Below are 15,470 nucleotides of genomic sequence, written 5' to 3'. Positions count from 1 at the left end.
CAACTGGGGCGGATAACGGTCACCGGCGACCCTGGACCATCCGCTTGGCGGTCAGCACGTGCTCCAGTTGCGGTTCGTCGACGGCCACGTGTGCGGCCATGTGTCGTGCCTGTTCCCAATCCAGGTCAGGGCGCAACCACTGGAGGGCGTTTTCGCCAGTGAAGGCCAGCAGTCGCTGCTGTTGATTGGCTATGTCGCCATAAGTCACCAAGGCCAGCCCGTCGCAACCGTTGGGCGTTTCACTGGCCTGGGCCAGGGCGGCGAGAAAGATGGGCGACGACTGCCGCGAAGTCGTATAGCTCAGGCGGTTGGCCTGGGCGGGCGCGATGGTGTCCGAGGCGGCTTCATACCAGCCGTCCACCGCTACCAGGACGCGGCCGTCGCGCTTGATCCGGTCAAACACTTTGGAGCGCATCACCAGGTGCAAGGGCAGGTGGGTCAAGGGCGGCATCGTGCCCATCGACCAGACGGGCGACCACCCCCAGCGCACCTTGATGCTTTCCAGGCGCCCGCCACGGTTGCGGATGGCGCTGACCTGCATGTTCGGCTTGATCACGCTTTGTCGGTCATGAAGCGCGGGAGCCGCCGCGGCATGAAGGCTGTCGGCGGACAAGCTTGATTGGTTGGCGCCGAAGGGCTCGCGCTGGGCAAAGAACGCCAGGGAATCCTTGGAAGAAACAGGCTGAACGAAACATTCACACATCGCGAAAACTCCAGGCAGATTTGTACGACACCTCCCGCCGTGAAAGCCCTGGGACCGCTTCGTTTGCGGTGGGCTGCGGCGGTGTTATGTACCTCCGAGCCGGCGCGCCAGCCCTTGGTTCGAAAATCCTTGTCCCGACCTGATGAGCGGAAAATCAAGCGGCATTTCATCCACTTATGCGACCGCTCATCGTCTGCGTGGAGAGCTGCGCATTTCTCCAGGGTCGTTCGTTTTGTGCCCCAGCGCCGTTGCTTCGACGGTGCTTCGCGTGGCCTCTGATGAAGGAGATCGACCCATGACCAAAATCGATAATCTGCTGGATAACAAAGGGACGCCCCTCGACAAGCAGACCTTTACCTGGCGTGAGCTGGCCGGCAAACCGATCAGCAAACTGGACGACGATGCGTTCACCCGTGTGCGGGTGATATTGATGAACGGCGTCGAGTCCGACGCCCTGCGCCTCAAGCATTTCGGTGCGCGTTTCCACAAGGAGCTGCAACTGCCCCTGGCTCAGGTCAGGCGTGCCGAACACCATCAGATGACGGCCATCAACTGGTTGCTGTCGGCGGATCATTCCCCCTTGGAAACCACCGTGGCCTACGAACAGGTCGCCATCGAAGTCACCGCCGCGGTGGCCCAGAACGAGCCGGATCCTTACCAGGCGCAGACATACCGCTTCGGTTTGCTGGAAGATTTCGACCACCTCTACCGTTACGCCGCGATGCTTGATCGCCTGGAAGGCAAGGACGCCAATAACATCCTGCAAGGCTACACGGACATCGTGCCCGGCCGGCCCACCAGCGAGCACCACCGCGCCCCCGGCGATGACCTTCGAGACAACTATCAGAAGGACAGCGCCGCACTGATCACCAAAATCCATGCCGCGCTGATTACCGGCGCGGAATACCAGACCCACGATTACTACATGAACATCGGCCCGCTGTTCGCTGACCCGGTGGCACGGGCGTTGTACGCCGAGATTGCCTCGGTGGAGGAACAGCACGTCACCCAGTACGGCTCGCTGCAGGACCCTAGCGAATCCTTCATGGAGAAATGGCTGGTGCATGAGGCAATGGAGGTCTATACCTACGCCAGTTGCGCCGAGCAGGAAGAAAACCCGCGCATCAAAGCGATGTGGGAACGCTTCCTCGACTACGAACTGGGCCACTTGAACCTGGCCTGCGAGTTGTTCAAGAAGCACGAACGGCGCGATCCCGCCGAAATCCTGGCCGGTCCGCTGCCACGCATGATTGCCTTCAAGAGCCAGCGCGATTTTGTCCGCGAGACGTTGTCCCGGGAAGTCGACCTGCGCGCCCATGGCATCGACTACGTGCCCAAGGAGCGCGAAGGCCATGCGTCCCTCGACTACCGCGCCCAGCTCAACAGCGAAGGCGTGCCCGCCAACATCGCCTCGGCCGGCTACACCTTCAAGCCCGGCTCCGAACTCAACCCAGTGGGAGAACAGCAATGAGCGAACGCCAAGTCACCATCGGCATGAATCGTACCGGCACCCAGATGTCTCCCGAGGACACGGCTCGCCAACTGGAAGCCACCCGACTGTTCCCGGCGGACGTGCCCGGCGACATCAGCGACTACACCGCCGAACGCGAGCGCGCCATTCGCGAGGCCGACCTGATAGGCTCGGTGCCGGCGCCAGGCTCGGTCAAAGGCATGGTCAAGACCGCGTTGGACAAGACCATCGGCAAGGCGCCGGAAGTGTTGCTGGACAAGCTCGGCGAACGCCTGGCCTTCGAGCGCACCGGCGTGAGGCTGTATGAGGCGATGGTCGCCAAGGCCACGTCCGCGCCCGGTGCCGACCCAGCATTGGTGGAAACCTTGCGTCAGATCCAGGCCGAGGAACTGGAGCACATGAACATTGTGCGCGAAGCCATCGAAACCCTCGGCGGCGACCCGACGGCCATGACGCCTTGCGCGGACGTGGCGGGCGTCAAGGCCATGGGCGTGCTGCAAGTATTGACTGACCCACGCACAACCGTCTCGCAATCGATGAGCGCGATCCTGACCATCGAACTGGAAGACAACGCGGCTTGGGAACTGCTGATCGAGCTGGCGCACAAGGGTGGTCATCCGCTGATCGCCAAGCGCTTCGGCCATGCGCTGGAACAGGAGGAAACGCACTTGGCCACGGTGCGCAACTTCATCAAGCAAGACCTGCTTGCGCAAGTGAGCTGAGCTTGCTTGTAACTGGCTCCACCCTGGTTGACCCGGGGTGGGCCGCTGGTTCGAACTTCAAAAGGACAACCGCCCGTGAGTGAAACCGACCTTGAGATGGAATTGAAAGCCTGGCGGCTTTTGCTCGAAGACGACGCGTATCGCCTGGACTTTCCCGAGGATTATCGCGACACGCTGATTCGGCGCGCCGATGAATTGGTGTTGCATCAATTTATCAGCCTGGAGGACTGGCAACTGCTCAAAGATGCGGCCGATCAGGCGTATCAGCAGACCGTGGAGATGCTTTCGAGGAACCAGCGCGATTGTTTGAATGTGAAGGGGATGCGGTTGCCTGGTGGCTGAATGCGAGGGCCTCGTCGCGAGCAGGCTCGCTCCCACACTCGTCCTTCAGCAGCAGCGCAACCGACGTCAACACTGCCCCCTGTGGGAGCGAGCCTGCTCGCGATGAGGCCGGTACATCCAGCATATTCCTTCACTGAAACCCCGCCATCGTCGGATCGCCGCACGGAGCAGGCTCGCTCCCACATTGGATCTCCCCATTTGGATTCATCCCTGTTCAACACTCGGCCAGACCACCTCCTTGCGCTCGGCCCGGGGGAAGTTCAGGCACTGCCAGCGCCAGGCATCCTCCAGCATCCGCTCAAGCCCATGACGGGCGCTCCAGCCCAGTTGTTCGGCGGCCTTGCCAGGGTCGGCCCAGCACCGGGCGATATCGCCCGGGCGACGCGCCTCAAAGGCCAGCGGCACCGTCTCACCGGTCACGCGCTCGAACGCGCTGACCACCTCCAGCACCGAATAACCACGCCCAGTGCCCAGGTTCCAGATGTGTACACCGGTCTGCCCACGCAAAAACTCCAGCGCCCGCAGATGTCCCTCGGCCAGGTCTACCACATGGACATAATCCCTGATCCCCGTGCCGTCCGGCGTCGGGTAGTCGGAACCGAATATCCGCAGCACCTCCCGCTCACCGTTGGCTACCTGCAACAGGTACGGCAAAAGGTTGTTGGGCGTCTGCGTCGGCGTCTCTCCCAGTAGGCCGGAGCAATGGGCGCCGATGGGATTGAAATAGCGCAGCAGGCCGATGGACCAACGAGAGTCCGAATTCGCGGTGCAACGCATGACATGCTCGGCCATCAGCTTCGACTGGCCATAAGGGTTGGTCGGCTGTCCCGTTGGGCAGGTCTCGGCGATGGGCATCTGTGGGCAATCGCCATAGACCGTCGCCGATGAACTGAACACCAGGTTGAACACCCCGGCTTCGGCCATGGCCTGGCACAGCGTCACGCTGCCACTGACGTTGGTATCGAAATACCGCAGCGGCTCGCGCACGCTTTCACCCACGGCCTTGAGCCCGGCGCAGTGAACGACGGCTTCGATGGGGTATTCCTTGAACACGTTATCCAGCGCCCGTCGGTTGCGCACGTCGGCATAGACAAAACCGGGCTCGCGTCCTGTCACGTCCGCAATGCGCTGCAGTGTCCCCCGGGAGCTGTTGCAGAGATTGTCCAGGATCAGCACCCCGTTGCCCTGGTTCATCAACTCGACCGCCACATGGGCACCTATGTAGCCCGCACCACCTGTTACCAGAATCATCACTCAATCCCTCTCGGTTGTCCCTGTCCTGATGTCTCATGGGCGAGACACTCGGCGTTGATCGGCGGTCTCGCTTCGGCAGTGGTGCGCGTGGGAGACATCAGCCTGTTCTGTTGAGTGTGGTGGTGTGCGTCAGGAGTTCAGAGCAGTTGACTGATCGGTGCGTGCAGTTTGTCGGCTGGCTTCAACAAGTTTTGGAACGGCTTTGGAACCGGTTTTCTCCAACGTCCACAAGGCCAAGCGCGAGGGGAGTCTTCAGGTCTTGTTTGCCAGACGGCCAGCGCCAGATTCCGGTGGGCCCAGCATCGATCTCTAGAAAAGGAACGTCACATGAATCAACAAGAACAACTTCACCCCAAGCAGAGCGCCGCTTCCACCACGAGCCTGCGACCCACGCTGTTGTGCCTGTCACATTTGCGCTGGGGTTTCGTCTACCAACGGCCCCAGCACGTGATGTCGCGATTGGCCAGGGACTACGACGTTCTGTTCTTCGAGGAGCCGATTTTCGAAGGGCGGCAGACCGCGCACCTGGAACACTATGGGGTGGCCGAGGGCGTGACGGTGCTGGTGCCCAGGCTTCCGGAAGGGCTGGATGAAGCCCAGGTGATCGATGCCCAGCGCGAGCTGCTGGACGCCTGGCTGGCGCAACACTGGCCGAGTGAGCTGATGCTCTGGTACCTCACGCCCATGAGCCAGGTCTTCACCGATCACCTGGAGGCCAACGTGGTGATTTTCGATTGCATGGACGAGCTCTCGGCCTTCAAGTTCGCCCCGCCCGCGCTGGTGGAAATGGAGCGGCGGTTGATGGCAAAGGCCAACGTGGTGTTCACCGGCGGCTACAGCCTGTGGGAGGCCAAACGCCAGCACCATGACAACGTCCACGCCATGCCCAGCAGCGTTGATGTCGCGCACTTTGCCGCGGCCCGACAGCCGATTCCGGACCCGGCGGACCAGGCCGCGATTGCTCATCCGCGGCTGGGGTTCTTCGGGGTCATCGACGAGCGTTTCGATATCGACCTGGTGGGGGAACTGGCTGCCCAACGCCCCGAGTGGCAGATCGTGCTGATCGGGCCAGTGGTCAAGATCGATCCGGCTACATTGCCACGCTCGCCTAATATTCATTATCTGGGCGCCAAGCAATATGAGGAGTTGCCCGCTTACCTGGCGGGTTGGGACGTGGCGTTGATGCCGTTCGCCCTGAACGAATCCACGCGCTTCATCAGCCCCACCAAGACGCCCGAATACCTGGCGGGCGGTTGCCCGGTGGTGTCCACGCCGATCCGTGATGTCGTCAACGGCTACGGCGGCAGTGGCGTCGTCGCCATTGCTGATTCACCCCAGGCATTCATCGAGGCGATCCAGGCCGCGCTGGACCTGCGCACCCAGCCAGGCGTGATTGCGCAGTACGCCGATAAAGCCCTGGACGGCATGTCCTGGGACAAGACGTGCGCAATGATGAAGGAGCAGATCGAATGCCAACGATAACCCTCGAGACCCTGGACAACTCACTCGATGCCACGCCGTACGACTACCTGATCGTCGGCGCCGGTTTTGCCGGCAGCGTACTGGCCGAGCGACTGGCCGATGGGTTGGGCAAGCGCGTCCTGCTGATCGATCGTCGCGATCACATTGGCGGCAACGCCTACGACCATCTGGACGAGGCGGGGGTGCTGGTCCATCGCTACGGCCCGCACATCTTCCACACCAACGCCCAGCGCATTATCGATTACCTGTCGCGGTTCACCGAATGGCGGCCCTATGAACATCGGGTCCTGGCCCAGGTCGACGGCCACCAGGTGCCGATTCCGATCAACCTGACCACCCTCAACACGCTGTTCGGCTTGTCCATGGATGAAGCCCAGGCCGAGGCGTTCCTGGCGCAGCGGGCGGAGCCGGTCGAGACGATCCGTACCTCCGAGGACGTGGTCATCAACCAGATCGGTCAGGAGTTGTACGAGAAATTCTTTCGCGGCTACACCCGCAAACAATGGGGCCTGGACCCTTCGCAGCTGGACAAATCGGTGACCTCGCGAGTGCCGACACGCACCAACACGGACGATCGGTATTTCACCGACCAGTTCCAGATGATGCCCTTGCACGGCTACACGCGAATGTTCGAGCGCATGCTCGACCATCCGAACATCGATGTGCTGCTGTCCACCGATTTCAGGGCTGTGCGCCAGCGCATTCCACATCGCGAACTGGTCTATTGCGGGCCCATCGATGAGTACTTCGACCACTGCTTCGGTCGGCTGCCGTACCGCTCGTTGCGTTTCCAGCACGAAACCATGGATCAGGAGCAGTTTCAGCCGGTGGCGGTGGTCAATTACCCGGACGAGGCCGTGCCCTACACGCGTATCACCGAGTACAAGCACCTCACCGGCCAGCAACACCCGCGCACCAGCGTGACCTACGAATTTCCCTGCTCCGACGGTGACCCGTACTACCCGGTTCCGCGTCCGGAGAATGCCGAGTTGTACAAGCGGTACAAGGCGTTGGCCGATGAAACGCCGGGGGTGACTTTTCTCGGGCGGCTGGGCACCTACAAGTACTACAACATGGATCAGGTGGTAGGGCAGGCGCTCGCGTTGTACCAGCGTATCGCCGAGCAAGAGGGTGTTCAGGCGAAGGCCCATGAGGTCGAGCCAGGTTGATGCCTGGCTCCGCCTTCGCGTACAGGAGACCGCAACGTGCAGGACAGGATTTTCAGCAGTTTCATGATGGCCGGCTACGAGTGCTCCACCCAGCGCCGCGCCGATGGGCGCCGATTGGACATGCTCGCGGCGACTCGCCACGACCGCTGGGCAGGCGAGGATTATCGCCAGCTCGCCAGGTTGGGCATCCGTTGCGCCAGGGATGGCCTGCGCTGGCATCTGATCGAGCAGCAACCGGGCCGTTACGACTGGAGCAGCTTCCTGCCGATGCTGCGCGCCGCCCGGCGTTGCGATGTGCAAGTGGTATGGGACTTGTGTCATTACGGCTATCCCGACGACCTGGACATCTGGCGCCCCGCTTTCGTGGAGCGGTTTGCCCGCTTCTGCGCCGCCGTGGCGCGGTTGATGCGCGAGGAGGGGATCGAGGTCCCGTTCTACTCGCCGATCAATGAGATTTCTTTCTGGAGCTGGGCCGGCGGCGACGTCGGTTATTTCAACCCAGGCGCGCAGCGTCGGGGTACTGAACTCAAGCATCAGTTGGTGCGCGCAAGCATCGCGGCCATCGAAGCGATTCGAGAGGTCACGCCCGGTGCGCGGTTCGTCCAGTGCGATCCACTGATCAACGTACTGTCCTCGACTCGGCGAGCCGAGGACATCGAGGCCGCCGAGGCGTATCGACAATCCCAGTTCGAGGCCTGGGACCTGCTGACCGGCAGAAGCTGGCCGGGGCTGGGCGGACGAGAGGAGTACCTGGATATCGTCGGGGTGAACTTCTATCCCCATAACCAGTGGTTCCTCCATGGCAATCGGATCGAGCCGGGCAGCCCCGAATATCGCCCGTTGGTGGGCATGCTCAGCGAGGTCCACCAGCGCTACCGCAGGCCGATGCTACTGTCGGAAACCGGTGCCGAAGACACCGCCCGTGTTCCGTGGTTGAACTACATCGGCGAGCAATTGGCGCTGGCCATCGAGCGGAAAATTCCGATGGAGGGAATGTGTTGGTATCCGTTTCTCGATTACCCGGGCTGGGACGATGACCGCTACTGTCCCACCGGTGTGTTCGGTTACGCCGACAATGAGGGAAGCCGCGCGTCCTTCCATCCGCTGCTGGTGGCGATCACCGCGTTGCAGGCGCGCTTCGCCTCACCCGTGGCGACGGCACAAGTGCCATGAACAGCCAGCAACCCCATGGGCTGCCGTTGCCCAATACGGCGATCGCTTTTCTCTGGCGCTACGTCACCCTCAGGCCGTGGCATTTCGCGACCTTGTTTTTGCTGATTATCGGCGCCGCGAGCTGCGCCGTGGCGGTGCAGTTCGGTATGAAGCTGTTGGTGGACGCGATGGCCCAGGGCAGGGAGGCCGCCGGGCATGTGTGGCTGCCGTTCACAGTGTTCATTGCCTTAATCGTGATTGAAAACGTGTTCTGGCGCTCCGGTGGCTACCTGGGTTGTCGGACGGTGGTCGCCAGTTGCGCGGACCTGCGCATCGACCTGTTCAATCACCTGACGGGCCATCCCATGCGCTATTTCTCCCAGCATTTTGCCGGGGCCCTGGCCAATCGGATTTCCTCGGCGGGCGCAGCGGCTGGGTCCATCTACGGTGGGCTGGCCTGGAAAATCATCCCGCCTTGCGTCGATTTCATCGGGGCCGTGGTGGTGTTGTTCACCGTGCGACTTTCCATGGGCATCGCGTTGATTGGCGCCGTGGTCGTGGTGGCAACCTTGATCACAGTGATGGGCCTGCGAGGCCGCAGTCGCCACATCGACTTCGCGTCCCAGGCCGCGCGCGTCGGCGGCGAGCTGGTGGACCAGGTTTCCAACGTCTGGACGATCAAGGCTTTCTCCGCCCGGCATCGGGAACGGCGTCGACTGGAGCAAGCGATAGGTGTCGAGGCCAAGGCTCAACGCCGCAGTTGGATCTACCTTGAAAAAGCCCGGGTCCTGCATGACATCTGCCTGTCGATCATGGCCGGCGGCATGCTCGGCTGGTCGATCCTGTTGTGGCAGGACGGGCAGATCACCCCGGGCGATGTGGTGATGGTCAGTGCATTGTCGTTTCGCATCCTGCACGGCTCGCGGGACCTGGCCCTGGCTTTGGTGGATACTTCGCAGCAAATGGGCGTGATCGCCGAGACCCTGCGCATCATCGTCCAGCCGCACGCCCTCAGCGACACCCCGGCAGAACTGGCGCCGGGGCGCGGCAACATTCGCTTTATCGACGTCAGCTACAGCTACGCCGACGGTCGGGGTGCGATCAAGCACCTGTTCCTCGATATTCCCGCCGGACAGAAAGTCGGCATTGTCGGCCCTTCGGGGGCGGGCAAGTCGACGCTGGTCAGTCTGGTCCAGCGCCTTGACGATGTGCGCAGCGGGGTGATCCTGATCGATGACCGGGACGTGCGCTCGGTCAGCCAGGACAGCCTGCGCAGACAGATCGCCGTGGTGCCCCAGGAACCGGCGCTGTTCAATCGCACCATCTACGAGAACATCGCCTATGGTCAGCCCGATGCCACCGAGGAACAGGTAATCGACGCGGCCCGCCATGCCTATTGCGAAGAGTTCATCCGTGGCCTGCCTGACGGGTTCAATACCCTGGTGGGTGAGCGCGGCGTGATGCTGTCGGGCGGTCAGCGCCAGCGCCTGGGGTTGGCGCGGGCGTTCCTGAAAAACGCGCCGATCCTGATCCTCGACGAAGCCACCTCGGCCCTGGACACGGAATCGGAAGCCAAGGTGCAAATGGCCCTGGACGACCTGATGCGCGGCCGCACCGTACTGGCAGTGGCCCATCGGTTGTCGACGGTCGCAAGGTTCGATCGGATCCTGGTGCTGCAGGCCGGAAGAATCGTCCAGGACGGCGCGCCCGATGAACTGCGCCAACGCGCAGGGCCGTTCCAAACGCTGTGGCAGGCCCAGGGAATGGAGTTGGGCAAGCGCTAGCGCCTCAAATGTGCCACCGCAAGGCAGTGTTGTTTGTTGAATTTAGCCACACTCGCGATAGCGGTGGTTCAGCTTATGGAGATGTTGGGTGTGCCGCCGCCATCGCGAGCAAGCTCGCTCCCACAGGGGGGCAGTGTTGTGTGTTGAATTTAGCCACACCGAAGAACCTATTGTGGGAGCGAGCCCTGCTCGCGATAGCGGTGGTTCAGCTTATGGAGATGTTGGATGTGCGGCCGCCATCGCGAGCAAGCTCGCTCCCACAGGGGGGCAGTGTTGTTTGTTGAATTTGGCCATCCCGCAGAACCTTTTGTGGGAGCGAGCTTGCTCGCGATAGCGGTGGTTCAGCTTGCAGAGATGTTGGATGTGCCGCCGCCATCGCGAGCAGGCTCGCTCCCACAGGGGGGCAGTGTTGTTTGTTGAATTTAGCCACACCGCAGGACCTATTGTAGGAGCGAGCCCTGCTCGCGATAGCGGTGGTTCAGCTTGCAGAGATGTTGGATGTGCCGCCGCCATCGCGAGCAAGCTCGCTCCCACAGGGGGGCAGTGTTGTGTGTTGAATCTGGCCACACCGCAGGACCTATTGTGGGAGCGAGCTTGCTCGCGATAGCGGTGGTTCAGCTTATGGAGATGTTGGATGTGCGGCCGCCATCGCGAGCAAGCTCGCTCCCACAGGGGGCAGTGTTGTTTGTTGAATTTGGCCATCCCGCAGAACCTTTTGTGGGAGCGAGCTTGCTCTCGATAGCGGTGGTTCAGCTTATGGAGATGTTGGATGTGCGGCCGCCATCGCGAGCAAGCTCGCTCCCACAGGGGGGCAGTGTTGTGTGTTGAATTTGGCCACACCGCAGGACCTATTGTGGGAGCGAGCCCTGCTCGCGATAGCGGTGGTTCAGCTTGCAGAGATGTTGGACGTGCCGCCGCCATCGCGAGCAGGCTCGCTCCCACAGGGGGGTAGTGTTGTTTGTTGAATTTGGCCATCCCGCAGAACCTATTGTGGGAGCGAGCTTGCTCGCGATAGCGGTGGTTCAGCTTATGGAGATGTTGGATGTGCCGCCGCCATCGCGAGCAGGCTCGCTCCCACAGGGAGGGCAGTGTTGTGTGTTGAATTTGGCCACACCGCAGGACCTATTGTGGGAGCGAGCTTGCTCGCGATAGCGGTGGTTCAGCTTATGGAGATGTTGGATGTGCGGCCGCCATCGCGAGCAAGCTCACTCCCACAGGAGGGCAGTGTTGTTTGTTGGATGCGGGCACGGCGCAGGGCTTTTTGTGGGAGCGAGCCCTGCTCGCGATAGCGGTGGTTCAGCTTGTGGAGATGTTGGATGTACTGCGGCCATCGCGAGCAGGCTCGCTCCCAAAGCGGATTAGTCGCGGTTCTGATTGACAAAGTCCACGAACGCCCGCAGCGGCGAGGGTAGGTAGCGGCGGCCGGGGTAGTAGAGGAACGGCCCGGTGAAATGCTGCCACCAGGGTTCGAGTACCGGTTCGAGCAGGCCGCTGTCCAGGTGTGGCCGCAGCCAGTCCTCGAACAAATGAACGATGCCCATCCCATCCACCGCCGCCTGCACCGCCAGGTCCATGGCGCCGCCGATGCGCACGATCAACGGGCCGTTCGGCTCGACGCTGATGGTTTCCCCGTCCCGTTCGTACTCCCAGAGCGGCAGGGCCCCGCTGGGAAACTTGCCGGCCAGGCAGGCGTGCCGCAGCAGGTCCCGCGGGTGCTCGGGTCGGCCACGGGCGTCGAGGTATGCCGGTGAGGCGGCGGTGGCGAAGCGCTGCAAGCGTGGGCCGATGGGAATGGCGATCATGTCCTGCTCAAGGCGTTCGTCGTAGCGAATGCCGGCGTCACACCCGGCCGCGAGCATGTCGACGAAACTTTCCTCGGTGACCACTTCGAGGCGGATGTCAGGGTAGCTTTTGAGGAACGGCGCGATGATCGCGGGCAGCACCAGCCGGGCGGCGCTGACCGGTACGTTCAGCCTGAGGGTGCCCGAGGGACGATCACGAAAATCGTTGACCACGTCCAGCGCGGATTCCACCTCGCCCAAGGCCGGCACGATGCGTTCCATCAGCCGCGCGCCGGCCTCGGTCGGCACCACGCTACGGGTGGTGCGGTTGAGCAGGCGCACGCCGAGCCGGCTTTCGATGCGTCGCACGGCATCGCTGAGGCTGGAGGCGGATTTGCCGCTGATCCGCGCGCCTTCACGAAAGCCGCCCGCGTTCACCACCGCCACGAAGGACAGCAAGTCCTGGATATCTGTCGCCATTGTTCTCTCCACCGTACAGCCCGTTCGGATTGCACCTGATTATCAGCGGAGTGGTCAACGCCTATAGTCGGCCCAGGCACATTTAATCCAAGGGGTACGAGATGAGCAGGGCAGACACCGCAGGGACTTTTCAACTGGGCGATCGTACGGTCAAGCGCATGGGCTACGGCGCGATGCAACTGGCGGGCCCCCAGGTTTTCGGGCCACCCAAGGATCCGGCGGCGGCCATCGCCGTGCTGCGCAAAGCGGTGGCGGCGGGCGTCAACCATATCGACACCGCTGACTTCTACGGGCCCCATGTCACCAACCGGCTGATCCGTGAAGCGCTGCATCCTTACGCCGACGACCTGGTCATCGTGACCAAGGTTGGCGCCGTCCGGGGTACGGATGCGTCATGGAACCCGGCCCACAGCCCGGCCGAGCTGACCCGCGCTGTCCATGACAACCTGCGCAACCTTGGCGTGGATGTGTTGGAGGTGGTCAACCTGCGCGCCTGGGGCAATTTGCATTCGCCAGCCGATGACGACATCGAGGAACAGTTCTCGACGCTGGCCGAGTTGCAGCATCAGGGCCTGATCCGCCATCTGGGCTTGAGCAACGTCACCGCGTCCCAGGTCAAGCAGGCCCAGGGCATTGCGAAGGTGGTCTGCGTGCAGAATCACTACAACCTGACCCATCGCGTCGACGAACAACTGATTGTAGAGCTGGGCAAGCAAGGCATCGCCTACGTGCCGTTCTTCCCACTGGGTGGGTTTACGCCGCTGCAATCGCAAACCCTGTCGGATGTCGCCGCGCGCCTGGACGCTTCACCGCTGGGCGTCGCGTTGGCCTGGCTGCTGCAACGTGCGCCGAATATGTTGCTGATTCCCGGTACGTCATCCGTGGCGCACCTGCAGGAAAACCTCTCGGCAAGTGAGCTGCGAATTCCCGCGCAGATGCTGGCCGAGCTTGACGCCATGCTGTAGCGACAGGCGCCGCGCGGCGGTGTGCCTGGTGCCTGAAAAATCGAACAGGCTCCGGCCGGACGATGTCCCAGATTTATCGTCGTCAGGCAAGGATTTCGTCATGGCAGACCCTGGTATTCCCGGCCATCGCTGGGCTGATTCGACATGGGCTTTTTTACGCGAGGGCTACCCGTTCATTCGCAAGCGGTGCGCCGCCTATGGCAGCCCGGTTTTCCAGACCCGGCTGCTGGGTCGGCGCACGCTTTGCCTCAGCGGGCTGGAGGCGGCGGAGCTGTTTTACGACGCGCGGCGCTTTGTCCGAACGCCCACGTCCACGCCGGCGCCGCTGCGCAATATTCTGCTGGGGGCCGGTGGGGTCCAGGGGCTCGACGGAGCCCCTCATGCGCGACGCAAGCAATTGTTCCTCGAACTGCTGGACAAGGAAAACGTCCAGCGTTTGACCCAGGTTTATGAAGCTCGCTTGAGCGAGGCCACGGCAAGACTTCCAGTGGGCGAGGCGTTCGAATGCCTGCCTTGGATCGAGGCCCTGTTGTGTCGGTCGGTCTGCGAATGGGCCGGCGTTGCGACGATGAGCGACCAACAAATGCACCGGCTGACCCGGCGGTTGGCCTCGCTGATCGACGGCAGCGGTCGCCTGGATTGGCGCATGCCGGCCGCGTGGTGGAGGCGCAAGGCCTGCGAAGCCGAGGCCGCGCGCTGGATCGAAAACTGCCGGCGAGGCGCCCACCCTGCGTTGCCGGAGTCCCCTCTGCACAAGCTTGCCCAGCATCGCGATGAGCAAGGGCAATTGTTGGCGCCACGGGTAGCGGCCGTCGAACTGCTCAACATTCTGCGCCCGGTGGTCGCGGTGGGGCGCTTCCTGTTGTTCGGGCTGATCGAGCTGGAGCGACAGCCGCGATGGCGCACCTCCATCGCCCGCAACGAAGGCGCGGCGTGGGCCTTCGCCGAGGAAACGCGGCGCTTCTATGCGTTCTTTCCGATGGTGGCCGCGTTCGTGCGCGAGAGCTTCGAATGGCGCGGCTATCGTTTCGACAAAGGCACCCGGGTGCTGCTGGACCTTTTCGGCAGCAACCGCGATGCGGCGCATTGGAAGGCGCCGGACAGTTTTTCGCCCGAACGTTTCGGCCAATGCCCGATGAAAACATCGGTCATCAGCCAGGGCGGCGGCGAGTACACCTACCACCGTTGTCCTGGCGAGCCGTTGACCTTGTCGTTGATGCAGGCAACGTTTGAATATTTGTGCCGGCACCTACAATGGCGTTTGGACGTGAAGGCCGTCGATTTCCAACGCCTGCCCATGTTGCCCCGAGAGGCCGTGCCGATGACCGTGACGGGTCATTGGGGGGACGAAAAGACCAGTGCCTGACCGTCGTCCGGGATGAGCAGCCGTTCCGCAACCCCCGCCCGCTCGGCGGCAGCGCGCAGTGCCTCTCGTGTCGTCGGGCAATGGCTGATGGCTTCCAGGTGATTGGCCACCACGGTCCCACGAGACAGACGGGTGAATTCCAGGGTTTCTTCCATGCCCATGATGATGTCGTCGCCGATATCGAAACGTGCCCCGCCTGCCGGTACGACGCTGACCTGCGGCTGATGGCGCAATACGAAATCGCACACAGTGGGGGTGAGCACGGTGTCGCCGGTGAGGTAGACGCTGGGCTCGTCGGGCAACTCGATCAGGTAGCCGACGCCGTGCTCCATCAGCTTGCCCACCAGGCCCCGTCCGTGGGTGCATTTGACGGACCGAATGCTGCCACCCAGGAACGCGCCGGGTTGCTCGTGATCGTTGGCGAGCGGTTGGACGTTCAAGCCTCGCCTGGCGAGGTACCCGGCGTCGCGGGGCGTGCAGATGACCGGGATCTGGCGTTCTCGCAGCCAGTGTTTCGCCGCCCGATCGAGATGATCGAAGTGGCCTTTCTGGCAGTGCGTGATCAGACAATGAGTCACGGTTTCAAGAGCGCTTGCCGTGGACGCCGGCAGCTCCACCAGCGGATTGCGCTGGGTCGCGCCGAACAGGCGAAGCGGCGGCAGGGCGCCTTTGCCGGCCAGCATGGGGTCGACGAGCACGCGGTACGGGCCGAACTCAAGGATGATCGTGGCGTTGCGGATCTGTTGGATTTTCATGGAGCGTTCCTTGTTGGGCGAGCGTTTCATGGTGCCGATCCCGG

Annotated in this window: 13 protein-coding genes; 9 read left to right on the top strand and 4 right to left on the bottom strand. The window is 62.6% G+C overall.

Features of this window, described 5'->3' with window-relative positions; all coding sequences use genetic code 11:
- Positions 1-19: 19 nt before the first annotated feature.
- A complete protein-coding gene (locus M1D68_RS15255) occupies positions 20-703 on the bottom strand; it encodes an SOS response-associated peptidase family protein (protein ID WP_434559543.1) in 684 nt (227 codons plus the stop codon).
- A gap of 295 nt (positions 704-998) precedes the next feature.
- Here M1D68_RS15255 and M1D68_RS15250 point away from each other — a divergent pair, with 295 nt between their 5' ends.
- The 3 genes from M1D68_RS15250 (at position 999) to M1D68_RS15240 (ending at position 3,238) form a co-directional block, all read left to right on the top strand.
- Positions 999-2,174, top strand: a complete 1,176-nt coding sequence (locus M1D68_RS15250; RefSeq protein WP_420765912.1) for a hypothetical protein — start codon at positions 999-1,001, stop codon at positions 2,172-2,174.
- Complete coding sequence (locus tag M1D68_RS15245) at positions 2,171-2,896, top strand: ferritin-like domain-containing protein (protein ID WP_420765913.1); 726 nt, start codon at positions 2,171-2,173, stop codon at positions 2,894-2,896. Before M1D68_RS15250 ends, M1D68_RS15245 begins: the two co-directional genes overlap by 4 nt.
- A 75-nt stretch (positions 2,897-2,971) precedes the next feature.
- On the top strand, positions 2,972-3,238 hold the full coding sequence (locus M1D68_RS15240; protein WP_420765914.1) for a hypothetical protein: 267 nt from the start codon (positions 2,972-2,974) through the stop codon (positions 3,236-3,238).
- A gap of 204 nt (positions 3,239-3,442) precedes the next feature.
- Here the strand turns inward: M1D68_RS15240 and galE are convergent, their stop codons facing one another.
- On the bottom strand, positions 3,443-4,489 hold the full coding sequence (galE, locus tag M1D68_RS15235; protein ID WP_420765915.1) for a UDP-glucose 4-epimerase GalE: 1,047 nt from the start codon (positions 4,487-4,489) through the stop codon (positions 3,443-3,445).
- Between the two features lie 330 nt (positions 4,490-4,819).
- Here galE and M1D68_RS15230 point away from each other — a divergent pair, with 330 nt between their 5' ends.
- The 4 genes from M1D68_RS15230 (at position 4,820) to M1D68_RS15215 (ending at position 10,079) form a co-directional block, all read left to right on the top strand.
- Complete coding sequence (locus M1D68_RS15230) at positions 4,820-5,974, top strand: glycosyltransferase family 1 protein (RefSeq protein WP_457967475.1); 1,155 nt, start codon at positions 4,820-4,822, stop codon at positions 5,972-5,974.
- Positions 5,962-7,143, top strand: coding sequence for a UDP-galactopyranose mutase (gene glf, locus M1D68_RS15225; RefSeq protein WP_434676269.1), 1,182 nt, complete (start codon positions 5,962-5,964; stop codon positions 7,141-7,143). The genes M1D68_RS15230 and glf overlap by 13 nt, the downstream gene beginning before the upstream one ends.
- Positions 7,144-7,206: 63 nt before the next feature.
- Positions 7,207-8,316: a glycoside hydrolase family 1 protein gene (locus M1D68_RS15220; protein WP_420765929.1), complete on the top strand. Its 1,110-nt coding sequence runs from the start codon at positions 7,207-7,209 to the stop codon at positions 8,314-8,316.
- The gene (locus M1D68_RS15215) at positions 8,313-10,079 is read left to right on the top strand and encodes an ABC transporter ATP-binding protein (RefSeq protein WP_434559533.1); all 1,767 of its coding nucleotides are present in this window, start codon (positions 8,313-8,315) and stop codon (positions 10,077-10,079) included. The genes M1D68_RS15220 and M1D68_RS15215 overlap by 4 nt, the downstream gene beginning before the upstream one ends.
- Before the next feature lie 1,358 nt (positions 10,080-11,437).
- On the opposite strand, the gene M1D68_RS15210 is transcribed toward M1D68_RS15215, so the two are convergent.
- On the bottom strand, positions 11,438-12,340 hold the full coding sequence (locus M1D68_RS15210; RefSeq protein WP_457967472.1) for a LysR family transcriptional regulator: 903 nt from the start codon (positions 12,338-12,340) through the stop codon (positions 11,438-11,440).
- Positions 12,341-12,441: 101 nt separating this feature from the next.
- Between M1D68_RS15210 and M1D68_RS15205 the strand changes: the two genes are divergently transcribed.
- Together M1D68_RS15205 and M1D68_RS15200 are read left to right on the top strand one after the other, a co-directional pair.
- Positions 12,442-13,305, top strand: coding sequence for an aldo/keto reductase family oxidoreductase (locus tag M1D68_RS15205; RefSeq protein WP_457967470.1), 864 nt, complete (start codon positions 12,442-12,444; stop codon positions 13,303-13,305).
- 100 nt (positions 13,306-13,405) lie between these two features.
- A complete protein-coding gene (locus tag M1D68_RS15200) occupies positions 13,406-14,671 on the top strand; it encodes a cytochrome P450 (protein WP_434648075.1) in 1,266 nt (421 codons plus the stop codon).
- Here M1D68_RS15200 and M1D68_RS15195 read toward each other — a convergent pair.
- Entirely contained in the window at positions 14,641-15,426 is a 786-nt protein-coding gene (locus M1D68_RS15195) for an MBL fold metallo-hydrolase (RefSeq protein WP_434648072.1), read from the bottom strand. The two genes, M1D68_RS15200 and M1D68_RS15195, sit on opposite strands and share 31 nt — an antisense overlap.
- Between the last annotated feature and the right edge of the window lie 44 nt (positions 15,427-15,470).

It is taken from the genome of Pseudomonas sp. R4-84 (genome assembly GCF_054130985.1).
This window is presented reverse-complemented; position numbering and strand designations above follow the sequence as displayed.

What these genes read in the sequence shown, in the direction of transcription:
- M1D68_RS15255 (WP_434559543.1), bottom strand. Translation starts at nt 703, where the DNA reads ATGTGTGAATGTTTCGTTCAGCCTGTTTCTTCCAAGGATTCCCTGGCG.
- M1D68_RS15250 (WP_420765912.1), top strand. Translation starts at nt 999, where the DNA reads ATGACCAAAATCGATAATCTGCTGGATAACAAAGGGACGCCCCTCGAC.
- M1D68_RS15245 (WP_420765913.1), top strand. Translation starts at nt 2,171, where the DNA reads ATGAGCGAACGCCAAGTCACCATCGGCATGAATCGTACCGGCACCCAG.
- galE (WP_420765915.1), bottom strand. Translation starts at nt 4,489, where the DNA reads ATGATTCTGGTAACAGGTGGTGCGGGCTACATAGGTGCCCATGTGGCG.
- M1D68_RS15230 (WP_457967475.1), top strand. Translation starts at nt 4,820, where the DNA reads ATGAATCAACAAGAACAACTTCACCCCAAGCAGAGCGCCGCTTCCACC.
- glf (WP_434676269.1), top strand. Translation starts at nt 5,962, where the DNA reads ATGCCAACGATAACCCTCGAGACCCTGGACAACTCACTCGATGCCACG.
- M1D68_RS15220 (WP_420765929.1), top strand. Translation starts at nt 7,207, where the DNA reads ATGATGGCCGGCTACGAGTGCTCCACCCAGCGCCGCGCCGATGGGCGC.
- M1D68_RS15215 (WP_434559533.1), top strand. Translation starts at nt 8,313, where the DNA reads ATGAACAGCCAGCAACCCCATGGGCTGCCGTTGCCCAATACGGCGATC.
- M1D68_RS15210 (WP_457967472.1), bottom strand. Translation starts at nt 12,340, where the DNA reads ATGGCGACAGATATCCAGGACTTGCTGTCCTTCGTGGCGGTGGTGAAC.
- M1D68_RS15205 (WP_457967470.1), top strand. Translation starts at nt 12,442, where the DNA reads ATGAGCAGGGCAGACACCGCAGGGACTTTTCAACTGGGCGATCGTACG.
- M1D68_RS15200 (WP_434648075.1), top strand. Translation starts at nt 13,406, where the DNA reads ATGGCAGACCCTGGTATTCCCGGCCATCGCTGGGCTGATTCGACATGG.
- M1D68_RS15195 (WP_434648072.1), bottom strand. Translation starts at nt 15,426, where the DNA reads ATGAAAATCCAACAGATCCGCAACGCCACGATCATCCTTGAGTTCGGC.